We start from the raw sequence: 16889 nt of genomic DNA, 5'->3' as shown, positions 1-16889 counted from the left end.
GGGGTGGCGGCGCATACCGCACTGGAGCAACTGTTTGCGGGGGAGGTGCCAGCCTTCATGCAGCAAGAAGCCCCGACTCAGCCAACCGGTGCTGAATAGTTACAAGAAATCGTTGATTGAGGGCTTGGGCACGACATGAGGCAACGCGGGTGTGGTGTAAAACACGCCCTCTCTTATCGTCGCATTCATGTTGGCGGGCACCACATAGATGACGCCGGCTTCCGGGCGCTGCTGATGCTCCAGACGCGTCACCCGCAACCGGGTCTCACGCGCAAGAATATCCACCAGCATGCTTTTGTGGGCAGGAGAGACATGCTGCAGCACCACATACGCCAGCGGTAGCGCAGGATCCAGGGGGCGTATCAGCCTGGTAATGGCTTCGAGCCCACCCGCAGAGGCGCCAATACCCACGACAAGCGGTGATACTGGCGCTGGCGTTGCAGCAGTCATGGCGTTCCTTTGAATCATGGTGAGGCGTTTCGACAGTCTACACAGCTTGGCAACAAAGCAATACGTCACCCGCCATTAAACCATTAACGCTATTACTGTTTATCGGCGATGAAGTCCTTTTCGGCAAGTGCCGTTCGAGGCGTTACAGAAAGTGAAGCCACGCTTCCTGACACCCTCAGTGGCGGGAGGTGGAAGCCACTCACGGCTTCCAACAGGGTGTCTGCGGTGTTAGAGAGCTTCTCGGCCATCTCATGGGCATCACTGACCGAACGATTGGAGCGTTCCAGTGCATCATGGATTTCGGTAACACTGTGCTCCAGGGCATCAATACCTTGGTGCTGCTGCTGTAGCGCACCGTCTATACTACCCAGCCGTCGAGCGACTTCCGCAAACGAGGCCTCCAGCCGATGCGTGGTCGCACTGGCCGCCTGGCTCTGGGTAACGCCACTGGCAGTCTGTCGGGTAATGTCTTCCACATTGCCTCGAATACGCTCAGCGGTTTGTTGCGTATTGCCTGCCAGTTTACGTACCTCACTAGCGACCACCGCAAAGCCCCGGCCTTGCTCACCAGCACGGGCGGCTTCCACTGACGCATTCAAAGCCAGCAGGTTGGTTTGAAAGGTAATGTGGTCAATTTCAGCCAGCATGCTGCTTATGGAATCTGCCTGTTGGGCCAACTGATGCATCATATCCTGCAGGGCATTTACCTGACGGTCGTTCTCCTCCATGGCGGCCTGCGCGTCCTGCGCAAGTCGGCGGACATGTTGAGACTCCATGGCCGTATCGCGGGTGAGGCCCGCAAGCTGGGTGGCATTGGTGGAGATTTTTTCCGTTTGGCTGACATTGCGCGCAATCTGTTCACTCAGCGTATCTTGAGCACAAAACAGCTGCTCACTGAGTTGGGAAGCCGCCTGAGCGGCCGCCTGGGTCTTGTGCAAGCTGCCTGCGACCTGATCACGCATGGTCAACACCGCGGCCACGGCGGGCAAGCGCTGCTGCTGGGGAGTAAAGGTAGTATCCAGATGCCCTTTGCCTGCCTTGTGAGCAAAGCGGGTGACATGCAGGCCCTCAGCCACCGTGCGCGACAGCACTTTCGCCAAGTAGCCCAGAATGCCGACCTGCACTACCACCGCACCACCGTGCATCAACAGGCAGGCGACCAGCTCAGCGCCCGAATGATCATGATCGTGACCACTCCCCACCATACCGCTGTAGAGATGCACGTACCCCAGGTGTTGCAACCAGCTGAACGCCGCATGATGCAGTGCTACCACGAGACCACCGAAGGCAATCACCCGCCAGTCGCTGTAGAGAATCAGTGCGGCCAGCAGGATGAAGATGCTGAAATGCGCCTCGATCAGACCGCCACTCTGCTCGATGAGCACGGCCGCCCAGCCCATCATGACCGCCGCTTTGATGAAACCGTTGAAAATGAGCCCAGGCCACTTCCATTGTAACCAGGCGGCCAAGGGTAGCGTGGCCAACGCGTAGGCGATGGCGATCCACAGCGTTTGGGTAAACGACCCAACGATAAGGCACAGAGCGCCTATCAAACCAATAGGCAGCCACATGAGACGGTCGGCATGGGCAATATGACGTGCGAAAAGCTGTCGAGACATGAGTCTCCTTCTGTGGGAACAAGGGTCAGGCGAGGATGAGGGGAGCAGACCGAGGGGGACGGCCTGATAATCGGACTATAGAAACCTTGTAACACTTTTTCAATACTCTGCTTTACAGATTTGTCACACTTTACCACTATTAGATTACACTGAATTGGCCAAGCCGCTGCTTCACCTCTCCGGCTCTCCCGCAGCATAATAAGACTCACAATACTTCCACCTCCTGCTTCAGAAGACACACACCCAATGGATGTACACAATCGTGAGCTGGCCCTGCAAACAGGGCTGCTGATGCTACTGGCGACCACTGTCATCATCGGCGGGGCCAGCCTGCTGTTCGGTGTCATCCCTCATTTGCCGCAACCCCAGGCACTCGCCATCCTTCCGGATAGCGCACTGGTGATCCTGCTATCCGGACTGGGCCTGAGTGCGGTGATGGCCAATCTTGCCTACTGGCGGCGGGTGACGTCGGTATCACTGCTACTGCTGTGCCTGTATACACTGGCGCATAATCTCCTGGCGGGCACGTCAGGGCTGTCGCTCTTGACGGGACAGCCCCGTTTACCTTCCCAGGCATTGCCGACGCTGACCCTGGCCGCCTTTTGTTTATGGGTTGGCCCTGTTGGCGGCTGGCAACGGCGCATGTGGCAAACCGGCGGCATCCTGCTCTGGGTCATCGGCATCATCACCTTGGCAGACCAGGCGGGGGCCGCACTGCCCCACTGGCTACCTAGAGCCAGCGCCCTCTTGCCAGGTCTGCTCTGCTTCTCCTTTGGCCTGGCCATGATCATGGTCAGCCGCCACATTCCTCACTTGACCACCTCGCTCAGCAAGACCGCCGTCCTGGCCGGGCTTCTGGGTGTCAGCATCAGCATGGCCAGCTGGTTTCTGATCAGTTGGAACCAGCATCAGAGCGTGCGCACCGAGGCGCACCATATCCTGGAGAGTGTCACGACGAGCGTGGAGAGAGCGCTGACATCGCGCGCACTGGTACTGAAACGCTTGGCTGAACGATGGCAAGGGGTCTTTATCGATGCGTCTTCTCGTCAACGCGAAGTGGTTCGTTACTGGAATGATTACCCCAGTTTCTTGGCCATGGCCTACCTTGACCCTTCCTCACGAGAAACGTGGCGAAGAGCCCAACAGGGAAATGACCTACTCTGGCTGGATGAGCAACTGACAAAGCCAACAGTGCTGCGCTGGCTGAATCAGCAGCGTGCTACCGAACAATGGCTGCTTCCCGACGCAGCCAGACCCGATATCGCGCTCCTGGCACTGATGCCTTCCAGCGAGCCACGATTCCAGCTCGTCGTCATGATAGATATCGACTTTTTGATCGGTAAAGAAACCACCATCGCAGAACAGGCGTTTGCCCTGAGCATTTCGCATGACAACGGGGAAATGGTCAATTTGCGGGGCCTGGACTCGAACCCTGATCACCATGAAGGCACTCCGCTCAGTGAAGAAATACTGCTCCTGCCAGAGGACACGGCTCTCCACCTGAGCCTGTGGCCAAGAGGTTCTGCCAGCTTCGAACTGGGCAATTTCATTGCCGCAGGCGTGGGAATTTCCGGGCTTTTGCTGACCTATCAGCTGGTGCTCAGTTTAGCCCTGATGGCCGCTCGGGCTCAGCGCTCTGTCGAGCTTACCCAAGCAAAGGAGGCATTGGAGGACCAGCATCGGATCCAGGCCATGATTGCACGCGACGAGCCGTACAGCGCAACGCTACTGCAAATATGCCGCCTGCTGGAGCACCAGAATCCTCAGTGGGAGGTCGCCATCTGGCGCCTGGAACCATCGTCAGCACGCCGAATAGAACTGCTTTCGGCCAGCCTCCCCGCCGCGTTGCAGAGCGACCCCAGCCTCAACGAAAGCCTGATGCGCCTGGCTAGCGAGCTGCAATTGCAGCAACGCTCCACCGTGGCATGGAGCCTCGACGAGCCGTCTGCAGAAGAGTTTTCCAGGCTGTTATCGGAATATGGCTATCGACGCGCTTCATTGCACCTGCTGGATGGCAGCGATAGCCATGCACTGGGAGCGGTGGTGCTGCTATCGAAGCATGCCAACGTGACCTCACCCGATCCCGGCGCCCAAAGCTCCCCTTCACTGCTGGCCAGTGCTCTTCGCCTGATGCGCCTGGCCATCGAGCGCCATAACCACCAGCAAACGCTGCTCTTTCACGCGACCCACGATGCCCTGACGGGGTTGGGCAACCGAGCCCTGTTCGAGGATCGCTTACGTCACGACGTTGCCTTGGCCCAGCGCCACCAGCAGCAGCTTGCGGTACTCTTCATCGACCTGGACGACTTCAAGCCCATCAACGATACCCTGGGTCATGCCGTGGGAGATAAAGTGCTGATTCACGTCGCCAAGCGGCTGGAAGCCATGATTCGCCCCTCCGATACGCTATGTCGACTGGGCGGGGACGAATTTGTCCTGCTGTTACCCGATCTGGTCAACGCAAGGGACGCGGAAGAGGTCGCGGAAAGGCTGCTGGTGGAGTTGGCCAAACCCTATCGCATCGATCGCCACGAGCTGTATCTTTCAGCCAGTATCGGGGTCGCCCTGAGCGACGAAACGCTGGAACAGCCTGCCGCGCTGCTGCAGCAAGCCGACATGGCCATGTACAAGGCCAAACAGCAGGGCCGCAATACTCAACAGACCTTTACCCATGATATCAATCACAAGTTGACCCAGCGGGTGACCTTGCGCAACGAGCTGCAAGAGGCCATGGCCCAAGAGCAGTTCGAACTGCATTATCAGCCGCTGTTGACGCGTGATGGGAAGGTACACGGTTTCGAGGCCCTGGTACGTTGGAATCACCCATTAAAGGGCGCCATTTCCCCTGGGTTATTCATCCCCATTGCCGAGGAGACGGGGCAAATCATTGGTTTAAGCGCCTGGGTCATGGAGCGCGCTGCGCGAGACTTCTGCCTGCTGCGCCCCCTTCTCGCTGGGCAGCCGCGCGTGGCCATCAATCTCTCGCCGCTGCAGTTTCATCGGCCAAGCTTCTTGAACACCCTCCGCCAGACCCTCGCAGAAACCGGCCTCCCCCCTGGCTCGCTGGAACTGGAGCTGACCGAGGGAATCCTGATGAACGACACGGAAGCCGCCATCGAGACGCTGAATGCGCTGCGCGAGCTGGGCGTCAGCATCGCCATCGATGACTTTGGCACCGGCTTTTCCAGCCTGAGCTACCTTCGCCACTTGCCCATCGACAAGATCAAGATCGACCGCAGTTTCATCATGAACATCGACCACCACCGCAAGGATGCCGCCGTGGTCCAAGGCATCATCGCGCTGGCACACCACCTGGATCTGACCGTGGTCGCCGAAGGCATCGAAACAGACGCCCAGCAACAGCAGCTGTTGCTGCTGGGCTGCGATGTATTGCAAGGCTATCTTTTGGCCAGGCCCATGCCGTTCGACACGCTGAAGTCATGGCTGACAGAACGCCAAGGCTGACAATAAGATAGCCTCCTGACGACTTTTTCCTGAAGGCAGCGCTCAGCGCTGCTTTTTTATGCCGATAATTTTTTATGAAAACATTTTCCAAAAACACTTTTCAAAACGCCTTTCTTTGGGCATACTCGCCCTACGTCTTATAGACCAACGTCTAAAACCATCTCTCCATCAGGAGTCTGTCATGAAATATCAGGAACAATTTCTCACTATCTGGGACACCCCTACCAAGGCCTCCGCACCTCAGCCCAAAGCCGCTCCCCAGGCATCGCGCACCCCGCTGAGAGAGATGTTCTTCACCATCTGGGATAGCGCCAAAAACAAAACCGCCAGCACACGATAAGGTGAGCCAGCGGTGTCAGCCCTGCCATGGATGGCAGCGCATTGCGTGTTGGTCGGCAGTCAGGTCATGGGAATGACCGCAATGATATGCTCTTCGAGATGCCGTTCCGGCACCTCATCCTGCGATACCGCAAAGCCTCTGACGCTTACACCTTTGCGATGCACGCGCTCGGCGTCATTGCTCAACAAGGGATGCCATCCCGCCAACTTGCGCCCTTCGGCCACCCGACGGTAGCCACAAGTATGCGGCAGCCAGGTAAACTCTTTTACCAGCGCTGGCGTCAGCTGCGTGCAGTCCGGCACGCTGGCAAAGCGATTCTCGTAATCACTGCATTGGCAGCTGTGTAGATCCAGCAGGCGGCAAGCAACGTTCAGAATGGCCAATTCCTGAGTGTCATCGTCATGCAGCTTCAATAGGCAGCACTGGCCACAGCCATCGCAGAGCGCTTCCCACTCTGGCGCGGTCAACTCCTCCAGCGAGTAGCGCTCCCAGAAGCGCTCACGCAACGTGGTTTCCATGTTCGGTTCTCTCTCGGGTAGGTGCATGATCGCCGACGCCGATCAATGGGCGCTGGTATCGTTGCCGCTGCTGGTCAAGTGCGCCTGACATTCGCGCCACAGCACGCTGAAGTCATCCTCAAGAAGGGCGTAATCATCGTATAGCCAGGGGACCAGCTCGGCCAAACGGTTCGGGCCTGTCAACCGCTTGCCGATGCCTGCCACGGCCTGACAGGTGAAATCGAAATCCGCATAGCGGCGCAGCCAGTCCTGTTCGACCAGTACGGGCATCATGGTGGCCAACCGTTGGGGAGCAGGCCTGGCCGACAGCAGCTGATAACAGCGCTCGATGAGCTGATGCTGCCGCTCACCCGCTTGCTGCCGGGCAATGAAGTGATCCCACACCAGGTCGAGGGCAATACCGGCATAGCGGCGCTGCTGCCTGGGCGCGCGTTGACGCGCAGCCAGTACCCGAGGGTGCTGATCCACCCAGGTATCCACACGGCGGTGATGGCGAATGCCGTCCGCCACGCTGGCCGGCCAGCCGGAGAGATCACTGCCCTTGACCCCATCGGCAATCAGGTTGCCATAGAGAAAACCATCGTTGCCGGGGCGTGCCAGCCAGGCATGGGCCAAAAAATTCATTCTGGCATCATCACGAGCGGCTGGCAGATTCAGCGCGGTGCAGGTCCAGCAGGTACGGCTCCTTGGCGGGGGGCATCTGCAGGTAGAACCCCTGCTCTTCAATGGCCGCCATGACATCGCGGGCGGACACGCGTGCCAATGACTTCTCCTCGGTCAGGATCATGGTCAGCACCGGGACGGGCTTGCCGAAAGTCGCCATCAAGGCCTCGGGCACGTCTACCATGCCCTTGCGCTTGTCCACGTAAAGGTACATCTCTTCTTTTCGTGAGCTTCTGAAAATTTCGCAAAGTAGCTTCTCGCTCATTCCGACGCTTCCTCTAAGGCTCGTTGAAGGTCCTGACCCAGGCAAACTCCGCGCCAACCGTGCAGTTCATCAAGCGGCTCGCCGGCCATGGCCTGCATGACCAGCGCTTCGATATCACGACGACGAAGCAGCATTTCCGGCGCAATCCCCAAGGCCGCCGCTTTGTCCGCCACGACCTGTTTGATGGCCTTGAAGCGTCGCTTGAAGGGCGGCTGCATGGGGTCAGGCCAGCGGGCAGGCAGGGCGCTTTCAGCACAGTGTTGCGCCTGCTTCACCCACCCCAGCAAGGCATCGCCCTCTTTCTTGACCAGTGGTGGCTTGACGCCCTCTACCTCTGCCAGTTCATAGCGATTTGCAGGCATTTTTTCGGCCACGGCAAACAGTAGCTTGTCACTGACCAGCCAGTTGCGTGGCAGGTCACGCCGCCGGGTTTCGCCTTCTCGCCAGATGGTCATCAGACGATAGGCTTCCAGCTGGCGTGGCGTCAGGCGCCAAAGCTGACGCTGGCGGGTGTACCACTGGCCGTCGCTCTCTTCGTCACGACCCGCTTGTTCGATGAGTGATGCACACTCTTCCTCGACCCAGCCAAGCCGCCCTGACTCAGCCAACTGGATGGCCTGGCGCTTCCAGACCTGAAGCAGGTAGGTCACGTCCAGCGCCGCATACTCGCATTGAGAAGCCGTCAAAGGCCGCTCCAACCAGTTGGAGCGAGTCTCTTCCTTGGGCAGCGTGTCACCTATCCAGTGCTCCACCAGCTTCTGATACCCCATTCCCGGGTTCTCTCCCAGAAACGCTTGCGCCACTTGGGTATCGATCAGCGGCGTCGGAAGCGTTCCTGCCCAGTGCTGAAATACTTCTAAGTCTTCACTGCAAGCATGCAGCAGCTTAGGCACCTGGCTTTGCAGAAGAGCCTTGAAAGCGGGCGTACAAGGGGTCACCAGCGGGTCCACCAGGTACGCTTTTTCCCCTGCGGCAAACTGGATCAGTGCAGGCACGGGAAAGAAGGTGTTTTCACGAAAAAACTCGGTATCCAGTGCAATGACCTCTGCACTGGCCACCTGTTGGCAGGCGGCATCCAACGCCTCGGCGTTGTCGATCCATTGATACAAGGAGGAGGTTGAAGAGGACAATTCGGTCTTCCAGGTTGTCACAACCGCCTTGGCGCTTGCGTTTTATCCGACTTAATCGCTAGCAAAAGGCTGACGACCGTTAAAGGCACGACTCAAGGTGCCACCATCCACATACTCGAGTTCCCCCCCCATCGGGACACCGTAGGCGAGGCGAGAAAACGCCACACCGTACTGAGCAAGCTGGGCTGCTATGTAATGCGCCGTCGCCTCGCCTTCTACCGTGGGGTTGGTGGCCAGCACGATCTCGCGAATGTGCCCTTCGGCCACTCGGCTTTCCAATAGCGCCAAGCCCAAGGCATCAGGGCCTACACCGTCCAGGGGTGAAAGGTGACCATGCAGAACGAAGTAGCGACCTTGAAAGCCGCCCGCCTCTTCGATGGCGAGCTGATCCGCTGGCGACTCGACCACGCACAGCAAGCTGTCGTCGCGGCGCGGGCTCTCGCACAAGGCGCATATGTCGGCCTCGGTCAGCGTGCGGCAGTGCTGGCAATAACCCACGTCTTCGATGGCACGCAAGATCACCTCGGCAAGCCGCTGCCCGCCGGGGCGCTCACGCTCCAGAAGGTGCATCGCCATGCGCTGGGCCGTCTTGGGCCCAACGCCGGGCAGCACACGAAACGCATCCATCAACTGCTCTACGAGGGGGGAAAAGCGCATGGATCAGAACGGCATCTTGAAGCCGGGCGGAAGGTTAAGGCCCGCCGTCGCCTCTTCCATTCTGGCTTTCGAGTTGGCTTCTACCTTGCGCACAGCGTCGTTGACGGCCGCAGCCAGCAGGTCTTCCAGCAACTCCTTGTCTTCCTCCATGACGCTTTGGTCGATGGCCACGCTGATCACATCGTGGCGGCCGTTCATGACGACCTTCACCATGCCAGCGCCAGCCTCACCATGCACTTCTGCCTTGGCGACCTCTTCCTGAGCGCGCTGCATTTTTTCCTGCATTTCCTGGGCTTGCTTCATGATGTTGCCCATTCCGCCTTTGAACATGCGGTGATCTCCTGAGTGATATGACTGAAGTGATGGGGTCAAGAGTGCGATGCGGGTTTTACCGTCGACTCAATCAGCGTAGCCCCAAAAGCGTGAAGTAACTTCTCAATATTGGGGTCACGATAAAGTAGATCAACCGCTTCGGCATGTCGCTCCTGCTGGAGACGCTCTTCCTGCTGCCGCGGGGTCTCGATTCCCGTGTCCAGCGCCGCTACCTTGAAGTGCACTTTTCTGGGCAGCCCAATCCCGTTCAACGCGCGCTCGATGCGTTGGTTGTGCACCTCAGCCTGCATGGCCGACTGCGATGGGTCCAGACGCAGCACCAGCGTAGCGCCATCATCGCTTTCCACCTGACAGTGTGCCGCAAGGTTACGCGTCAGCCCCCCCAGGCCCAACGCATCAAAGCAGCCCAGCCACCCGGCTTGATCCAACGGGCCTTCCAACGAGGGCGAAGATGACGAGGAAACCATCGACGCTTGATGAACTGGCTCTGGCTCTGGCTCTGGCTCTGGCTCTGGCTCTGGCTCTGGCTCTGGCTCTGGCTCTGGCTCTGGCTCTGGCTCTGGCGAAAGCATGGCGGCCTGATTCACTTCGTCAAGCGACCAGGGGGGCGGCTCCTCTGCTGGCTGTGCCACAGCAACGTTACTTTCTGGCGGGCGACTCTCTGATACGTTTTGGGGCGGCTCAGCAGATACCCGCGCAACAGGTGTTTGCGGCGGTGCAGCCTGCGCAGCGGGCGGCGCAGGCTCAGGCTTTTTTGGCTCGCTCTCAACGGCCGCAGCCTCGGCCGCGGGCTCAATGACCGGTTCACGACGCAGCGGCAGCGGCACCGTGGGTGGTTTTGGAACCCCCTGCGGGCGAAACGCCAGCATCCTCAACAGCGTCATCTCCAGCGCGCTGCGCAAGTCGGGCGCATGCACCATGTCGCCTCTTCCCTGGATACCGATCTGGTAGTAAAGCTGCAGATCTTCGGCGGTAAAGCGCCCGGCAAGCTGCTGAATCTGGGCGCGGTCACCGTGACTGTTATCCACCGCGTCAGGCACCATCTGGGCAACGGCCAGCCGGTGCAAAATGGCGGTCAGCTCATCCAGCACGGCGGCAAAGTCCGGCCCCTGCTCGGCGAGCTGAGCAACCTCCTGCAGCAGTTGTTGAACGTCCACGTTCGCCAGCGCCTCTACCAGCGCCAGTACGTGGCGATGATCCAGCGTACCCAGCATGGCCGCAACATCGCCATGGCGTACCGCCCCCTGACCAAAAGCAATGGCTTGATCGGTCAGGCTCATGGCATCACGCATCGAGCCCGCAGCGGCTTTGCCCAGCAGCCAAAGCGCACTCTCGTCGTATTCGACGCCTTCTTCACCCAGCACGAAGCTCAGGTGTTCGACCACCCGCTCAGGCGGCATGTGCTTCAGAGTGAACTGCAAGCACCGGGAGAGTACGGTGGCAGGCAACTTTTGCGGGTCGGTGGTTGCCAGCAGAAACTTGACGTGGGGCGGGGGTTCTTCCAGTGTCTTCAGCAGCGCATTGAAGCTGCTGGTCGACAACATGTGCACCTCGTCGATCAGATACACCTTGTAACGCCCTTGGGTAGGCGCGTACTGAACGTTGTCCAGCAGCTCGCGGGTATCTTCGACCTTGGTTCGCGACGCGGCATCGACTTCGATCAGGTCGACGAAGCGCCCCTGGTCAATCGCCTCACAGCTGGGGCACTGGCCACAAGGGGTCGACGTGACGCCCTCGTCACCACGCCCATTGGCGGTGCAGTTCAGGCACTTGGCCAATATCCGTGCCAGGGTGGTCTTGCCGACGCCACGCGTGCCGGTGAACAGGTACGCGTGGTGCAAACGCCCCTGGTCAAGAGCATTGACCAGGGCGCGTTGGACATGGGCCTGCCCCACAAGCTCGTGGAATGTGCGTGGCCGCCATTTACGGGCCAGAACCTGATAGCTCATGGAGCAAAACTTCCTTGGGCGCTGTTCTTGGATTAGGCGTCAGTGCCGTTTTCAGCAGCGCCTGCACGCTGGGCAGCTTCCTTGATCAACTTCTCGAGATCGCCACTCTGGTGCATTTCCATCACGATATCGCATCCGCCGACCAGCTCGCCTTCTACCCACAGCTGTGGGAAGGTGGGCCAGTTGGCAATTTTGGGCAGTTCGGCACGAATATCGGGATTGTCCAGCACGTTGACGAAAGCAAAACGCTCACCGCAGCTCATCAGCGCCTGAACCGTCTGCGCAGAGAAACCACACTGCGGCAGCTGGGGCGTACCCTTCATGTAGATGAGAATCGGGTTTTCAGTGATTTGACGCTGGATATTGTCAGCCGTGGTGCTCATGGGATGCTCCTCGATAAAAAATATGGTCTTTTCCAGTGTACGCAATTCGGCCACTGGCTTTAACCCTGCGACCGGGTCATCGTCAGTCTTGATCCTGCAGGTCAATACCTGAGCAAACGACTCGGTCATATTGCGTGGCGGATATTCTACGCATGCCGCTTGCGTTGCGCATCCCCTGCGGCCTCGCTAGGATGGTGTTTTTGCGCGGAGAGACGTCACCATGGCGACACGCCATTTCCTTACCCTGCTGGATTTGACCCCTGAAGAGCTGGACTATCTGATTCAGCGCGCCATCAAGATCAAGACGGACCTCAAGGCCAACGGACCGATTTACACGCCGCTGCCCAACCGCACTCTGGCAATGATTTTCGAGAAGTCCTCCACGCGAACCCGTGTTTCCTTCGAGACCGGCATGGCCCAGTTTGGTGGCCACGCCCTGTTTTTGTCTCCGCGCGACACCCAACTGGGCCGCGGCGAGCCCATCGAAGACACCGCCCGCGTGCTGGCTGAAATGGTCGACGCGGTGATGATCCGCACCTTCTCCCATGCAGGGCTGGAAGCGTACGCCAGCGCCAGCAGCGTGCCCGTCATCAATGCGCTCAGCGACGACTACCACCCCTGCCAATTGCTGGCAGACGTCATGACCTGGACCGAGCTGCGCGGCAGCGTCAAGGGCAAGACCGCCGTATGGATCGGCGATGGCAACAACATGTGCCACTCGTGGATCAATGCTGCCCGCCAGTTCGGTTTCCACTTGAGAATTTGCTGCCCGGAAGGCTACGAGCCCCGCGACGACATCATGCAAGCCGCCGGCGACTGCATCACTCTGTTGCGCGACCCACAGCAAGCCGCTCAAGGCGCTGACCTGATCACCACCGACGTCTGGGCCTCCATGGGCCAAGAGCAGGAACAGGCGAAGCGAGAGGCCGATTTTGCGGGCTTCCAGGTAACGGAAGCGATGCTCGACAGCGCTAACGCGGACGTCCTGTTCTTGCACTGCCTGCCGGCACATCGCGGCGAAGAGATCAGCCACACGCTGCTCGATGACCCGCGCTCGGTGGTCTGGCAAGAGGCAGGCAACCGCCTGCACGCACAAAAAGCCTTGATCGAGTTCCTGCTGCTGGGCAAGGTCGACGGCTAGCCCACAGCGGCGCCCGCTCACTCATGAACGGGCGCCGATTGCAGCGCAGCAATAGAAGGAGTTCAAATGAGAGGCTACATGACAGGCAAAACAAAAAGCGCCGCGTGAGATACGCGGCGCTTCGAAATCTTGGTGGAGCCTAGCGGGATCGAACCGCTGACCTCAACACTGCCAGTGTTGCGCTCTCCCAGCTGAGCTAAGGCCCCACATGCTGCCATTGCGGCAGCGGTGCGAATATTACTCCAGGGTTTGCGCGAGGTCAAGAATTAAAGTGAACAAGCATTAACTAATTCTCCTTTGCCAAGAGCTGTGGCACTCTATGTCAACGCAGCGTGCGTATCGCCCCAGTCCACGATGATTACCTGCAGGAGCCAGCCCCTTGATCAACGTTTTAATTGCCGATGATCACCACCTGGTGAGAACCAGCATCGCCCACCTCCTGAACGAAGAGAGCGATATCAAGATCGTGGGTGAAGTGGATGATGGTGAGAACGCAGTCACACAGAGCCGACAACTGAAGCCTGACATCGTACTGATGGACATTCGCATGCCAGGCATTGGCGGTCTGGAAGCGACCCGCCGCATCTACCGCACGCTTTCGGACGTCAAAGTCATCATCCTCACGGCACATCTGGAAGACAGCGTCTTGCGGCGCATGCTCGAAGCAGGGGCATCAGGCTTTCTCAGCAAGGGTGCCGATGCAACGGAAATGACCGATGCCATTCGCCAGGTCTTTCACGGGCGCCGCTATGTCAGCCAGGAAATCGCCCAGCGGCTGGCACTCTCCCATTTCGACGATGAAGACAACCCTTTCAGCCACCTCTCGCATCGTGAATTGCAAATCGCCCTGATGATCGTCAATTGCCAGCGCGTACAGGATATTTCGGACCGATTGCACTTGAGCCCCAAAACCGTCAACACCTACCGCTACCGCCTGTTTGACAAGCTCCAGGTAGCCACTGACGTAGAGCTGACCCACTTGGCGTTACGCCATGGACTGGTCGAGGGCTTTGACGCCATCCTGGGATAGACCTACCATCGCTGCTTCAGCCGACAAGAAGCGCCGTTGATACGCCATGTCCTTTGATGCCAAGCAGTTCCTCAGCTCCGTCAGCGCCTCTCCTGGCGTCTATAAAATGCTGGATGAGCAGCAGAATGCGCTCTACGTTGGCAAGGCCAAGCGCCTCAAGTCGCGTCTGGCCAGCTACTTTCGCGGCCAGCTCAATGCCAAGACCCAGGCCATGGTCTCGCGCATTGCCGACATCCAGATCACGGTCACGCGCAGCGAGACCGAAGCGCTGCTGCTGGAACAGACCCTGATCAAGGAGCTACGTCCGCCCTACAACATTCTCCTGCGCGACGACAAATCCTACCCTTTCGTATTCGTGACCGACCGCCACCCCTACCCTGCCCTCGAGTACAAGCGAGCCCGACAGCGGCGCGGTGACGGCAAGTATCTTGGCCCCTACCCCAGCAGCGGCGCAGTCAGGGAAAGCCTGACCCTGATGCAGAAAATCTTTCGTATCCGCAACTGCGAGGATAGCGTCTTCGCCCATCGCTCTCGCCCGTGCCTGCAATACCAGATCGAGCGCTGCAGCGCCCCTTGCGTGGACTACATTTCACAGCCAGAGTACCAGCGGGATGTCGACCATGCCGTCATGTGCCTGGAAGGCAAGAGCGAACATGTGACACAACTGCTTACCGAAGAGATGGAGGCAGCGAGCCGGACGCTCAACTTTGAAGAAGCCGCCCGCCTGCGTGACCAGATCCAGCAGTTGCGCCAGATGCAGCAACGCCAGTTCGTCGACAACGAGAGCGGCGATGCGGATATTTTCGCGCTGGCTCAACGCCCTGGCGCGCTGGGCATCTCCATCCTCAGCGTACGCGATGGGCGCCTGCTGGGTGCACGACATCACATGCCCAAGAACGACCTGGATATTTCCCCCGAGGCACTGCTCACCGAAGTGGTCAGCCAATACTATTTTGGTCAACCCCACAGCGTGCCCAGTGAAGTGATCACCAATCTCCCGCTTGAAGACGGCACACTGATTGCCGACGCGCTTGCCCAGCAGGCGGGCAAAAAAGTCCGCGTGACCCATCAGGTGCGCGGGCACCGCGCCCAGTGGCAGCATTTGGCCATGACCAATGCCGAACAGCAGCTCGCCTCGCAGCTGGCCAACACCACGCAGCTCACCGAACGCTTCACGTCACTGCAGCAAGCGCTGGGGCTACCCTCACTGCCGGAGCGCCTGGAGTGCTTCGACATCAGCCACAGCCAGGGCGAAGCCACCGTGGCTTCCTGCGTGGTGTTCGACCACCAAGGGCCACGCAAGAGCGACTACCGCCACTTTCGCATCGAAGGCGTGGCCGCAGGCGACGACTACGCCGCCATGCAACAGGCGCTCACGCGACGCCTCAAACGCGTCAAAAGTGGCGAAGCCATTGCGCCTGACGTGCTGATCGTGGATGGCGGCAAGGGCCAATTGAACATGGCACGGCAAGTGCTGACCGACCTGCAGGTGCCAGGCATCGTCCTGCTGGGCGTGGCCAAAGGCACTACCCGCAAGGCCGGGCTCGAAACCCTGTTTCTGGAAAGTAGCGACAACCCGCTGGTACTGGCACCAGCCTCTCCCGCCCTGCACCTCATTCAGCATATTCGCGATGAATCGCACCGCTTCGCCATCGCGGGGCACCGAGCAGCACGCGACAAGGCGCGACGCACCTCTACCCTGCAGGACATTCCCGGCATCGGCCCCAAGCGGCGCCGCGAATTGCTCAAGTTTTTTGGCGGCCTGCAGGGCGTGCAAAAGGCCAGCCGTGACGAACTCACTCGGGTGCCGGGCATCAGCGCCGCCCTGGCGGAGACGATTTATGTCACTCTGAACGGATAAAGCGGTGGTTAACATGGATGCAATGCGCCAAGGGGGATAGAATGACCGGGCACATTACATTCCGACTTTCATGATTCTCCGGCAAGGATCGCGCCCTGCGATGAATATACCCAACATACTGACACTGGCACGAATCGCGTTCATCCCACTTCTGGTAGTGCTCTTTTACCTGCCCTTTGGCTGGAGCATGCCGATGGCGGCCGGGCTGTTTGCCCTGGCATCGGTGACGGACTGGCTGGACGGCTATCTTGCCCGCCGCTGGAACCAATCGACACCGTTTGGCGCATTTCTGGACCCGGTGGCCGACAAGCTGATGGTCGCAGTGGCACTGGCGCTGCTCATCGAGCGCTTCGACACGCTGGTATTGACGCTCCCCGCTCTGGTCATCATCGGTCGAGAAATCGTCATTTCCGCCCTTCGGGAGTGGATGGCCGAAATGGGCAAACGCGGCATGGTGGCCGTATCGTGGATCGGCAAGCTCAAGACCACGCTGCAGATGGTCGCCATTCTCGTCTTGCTCGCCTTCCCGCCCGGACACGACGTTGCGCTGCTGGGCGTGGTCATACTTTATGCAGCAGCGACCCTGACCCTGTGGTCCATGATCCAGTACCTGCGCGCCGCCTGGCCGCACCTCAGTCGTTCGATGTAGGCAGGGTAAGCTCGCTTTTTTAAGCACTTAACGAATTGATTGATTGACAATCGCTGGGCGATGCGTATAATTCGCCCTCGAGTCAAGCGGGAATAGCTCAGTGGTAGAGCATCGCCTTGCCAAGGCGAGGGTCGGGAGTTCGAATCTCCTTTCCCGCTCCAATTTGGTTCAATCCAATGACTTGTCAGGCTGGATGGCAGAGTGGTTATGCAGCGGACTGCAACTCCGTGTACGCCGGTTCGATTCCGACTCCAGCCTCCATTTCCCAGTGTATCGATCTCTTCGACACACTGCCCGGATGGCGAAATTGGTAGACGCAAGAGACTTAAAATCTCTCGGAGGTAACTCCGTGCCGGTTCAAGTCCGGCTCCGGGCACCAATATGAAAGACGACGACGCTGCGAGATCATCTGATCGACGCGGCTTTTTTGTGTCTG

The 16889-nt window shown here is 59.1% G+C and carries 16 protein-coding genes and 4 tRNA genes; 9 read left to right on the top strand and 11 right to left on the bottom strand.

Going from position 1 to position 16889, the window contains the following annotated elements; all coding sequences use genetic code 11:
- Nucleotides 1-99: 99 nt before the first annotated feature.
- Nucleotides 100-450 carry a chemotaxis protein CheB gene (locus IE091_RS08065; protein ID WP_189463359.1) on the bottom strand — a complete coding sequence of 117 codons (351 nt, stop codon included), beginning with the start codon at nt 448-450 and terminating at the stop codon, nt 100-102.
- A 92-nt stretch (nt 451-542) separates the two neighbouring features.
- Nucleotides 543-2069: a methyl-accepting chemotaxis protein gene (locus IE091_RS08060; RefSeq protein WP_189463358.1), complete on the bottom strand. Its 1527-nt coding sequence runs from the start codon at nt 2067-2069 to the stop codon at nt 543-545.
- 246 nt (nt 2070-2315) lie between these two features.
- Here IE091_RS08060 and IE091_RS08055 point away from each other — a divergent pair, with 246 nt between their 5' ends.
- Nucleotides 2316-5534 (top strand): putative bifunctional diguanylate cyclase/phosphodiesterase, encoded by a 3219-nt coding sequence (locus tag IE091_RS08055; protein ID WP_189463357.1) that lies wholly within the window; start codon nt 2316-2318, stop codon nt 5532-5534.
- A 181-nt stretch (nt 5535-5715) separates the two neighbouring features.
- Nucleotides 5716-5874: a hypothetical protein gene (locus IE091_RS08050; RefSeq protein ID WP_189463356.1), complete on the top strand. Its 159-nt coding sequence runs from the start codon at nt 5716-5718 to the stop codon at nt 5872-5874.
- Nucleotides 5875-5933: 59 nt separating this feature from the next.
- Here the strand turns inward: IE091_RS08050 and IE091_RS08045 are convergent, their stop codons facing one another.
- From IE091_RS08045 to grxD, 8 genes are read right to left on the bottom strand one after another with little or no spacing between them, the layout of a single operon-like run.
- Nucleotides 5934-6392, bottom strand: coding sequence for a YcgN family cysteine cluster protein (locus IE091_RS08045; protein WP_039182563.1), 459 nt, complete (start codon nt 6390-6392; stop codon nt 5934-5936).
- 42 nt (nt 6393-6434) lie between these two features.
- Nucleotides 6435-7016 carry an acyl carrier protein phosphodiesterase gene (locus tag IE091_RS08040; protein ID WP_189463355.1) on the bottom strand — a complete coding sequence of 194 codons (582 nt, stop codon included), beginning with the start codon at nt 7014-7016 and terminating at the stop codon, nt 6435-6437.
- Nucleotides 7017-7026: 10 nt separating this feature from the next.
- Nucleotides 7027-7320 carry a YcgL domain-containing protein gene (locus IE091_RS08035; RefSeq protein ID WP_039182557.1) on the bottom strand — a complete coding sequence of 98 codons (294 nt, stop codon included), beginning with the start codon at nt 7318-7320 and terminating at the stop codon, nt 7027-7029.
- Nucleotides 7317-8450 carry a ribonuclease D gene (gene rnd, locus IE091_RS08030; RefSeq protein WP_189463354.1) on the bottom strand — a complete coding sequence of 378 codons (1134 nt, stop codon included), beginning with the start codon at nt 8448-8450 and terminating at the stop codon, nt 7317-7319. Before rnd ends, IE091_RS08035 begins: the two co-directional genes overlap by 4 nt.
- Nucleotides 8451-8501: 51 nt before the next feature.
- Nucleotides 8502-9107 (bottom strand): recombination mediator RecR, encoded by a 606-nt coding sequence (gene recR / locus IE091_RS08025; protein WP_081138363.1) that lies wholly within the window; start codon nt 9105-9107, stop codon nt 8502-8504.
- A gap of 3 nt (nt 9108-9110) precedes the next feature.
- Complete coding sequence (locus IE091_RS08020; protein ID WP_016914346.1) at nt 9111-9437, bottom strand: YbaB/EbfC family nucleoid-associated protein; 327 nt, start codon at nt 9435-9437, stop codon at nt 9111-9113.
- A 38-nt stretch (nt 9438-9475) separates the two neighbouring features.
- A complete protein-coding gene (dnaX, locus tag IE091_RS08015; protein ID WP_189463353.1) occupies nt 9476-11389 on the bottom strand; it encodes a DNA polymerase III subunit gamma/tau in 1914 nt (637 codons plus the stop codon).
- A gap of 32 nt (nt 11390-11421) precedes the next feature.
- Entirely contained in the window at nt 11422-11772 is a 351-nt protein-coding gene (gene grxD, locus IE091_RS08010) for a Grx4 family monothiol glutaredoxin (RefSeq protein WP_039182647.1), read from the bottom strand.
- 220 nt (nt 11773-11992) lie between these two features.
- On the opposite strand from grxD, the gene argF reads away from it, so the two are divergent.
- On the top strand, nt 11993-12913 hold the full coding sequence (gene argF, locus IE091_RS08005; protein WP_189463352.1) for an ornithine carbamoyltransferase: 921 nt from the start codon (nt 11993-11995) through the stop codon (nt 12911-12913).
- Between the two features lie 130 nt (nt 12914-13043).
- On the opposite strand, the gene IE091_RS08000 is transcribed toward argF, so the two are convergent.
- Nucleotides 13044-13119 (bottom strand) — tRNA-Ala (locus IE091_RS08000).
- 173 nt (nt 13120-13292) lie between these two features.
- Between IE091_RS08000 and uvrY the strand changes: the two genes are divergently transcribed.
- The 6 genes from uvrY to IE091_RS07970 all read left to right on the top strand — a co-directional run bounded on the left by uvrY (nt 13293) and on the right by IE091_RS07970 (nt 16832).
- Complete coding sequence (uvrY, locus tag IE091_RS07995) at nt 13293-13943, top strand: UvrY/SirA/GacA family response regulator transcription factor (RefSeq protein WP_039182542.1); 651 nt, start codon at nt 13293-13295, stop codon at nt 13941-13943.
- Nucleotides 13944-13989: 46 nt separating this feature from the next.
- Nucleotides 13990-15804, top strand: coding sequence for an excinuclease ABC subunit UvrC (gene uvrC, locus IE091_RS07990; protein WP_189463351.1), 1815 nt, complete (start codon nt 13990-13992; stop codon nt 15802-15804).
- 100 nt (nt 15805-15904) lie between these two features.
- Nucleotides 15905-16453, top strand: coding sequence for a CDP-diacylglycerol--glycerol-3-phosphate 3-phosphatidyltransferase (gene pgsA / locus IE091_RS07985; RefSeq protein WP_039182535.1), 549 nt, complete (start codon nt 15905-15907; stop codon nt 16451-16453).
- Nucleotides 16454-16539: 86 nt separating this feature from the next.
- A tRNA-Gly gene (locus tag IE091_RS07980) sits at nt 16540-16614 on the top strand.
- A 26-nt stretch (nt 16615-16640) separates the two neighbouring features.
- A tRNA-Cys gene (locus IE091_RS07975) sits at nt 16641-16714 on the top strand.
- Nucleotides 16715-16745: 31 nt separating this feature from the next.
- A tRNA-Leu gene (locus IE091_RS07970) sits at nt 16746-16832 on the top strand.
- Nucleotides 16833-16889 lie beyond the last annotated feature (57 nt).

The organism is Vreelandella hamiltonii (assembly GCF_014651775.1).
GTDB classification, from domain to species: domain Bacteria; phylum Pseudomonadota; class Gammaproteobacteria; order Pseudomonadales; family Halomonadaceae; genus Vreelandella; species Vreelandella hamiltonii.
The sequence above is the reverse complement of the archived record's forward strand: the minus strand, read 5'-3'. Positions and strand labels throughout refer to the sequence as shown.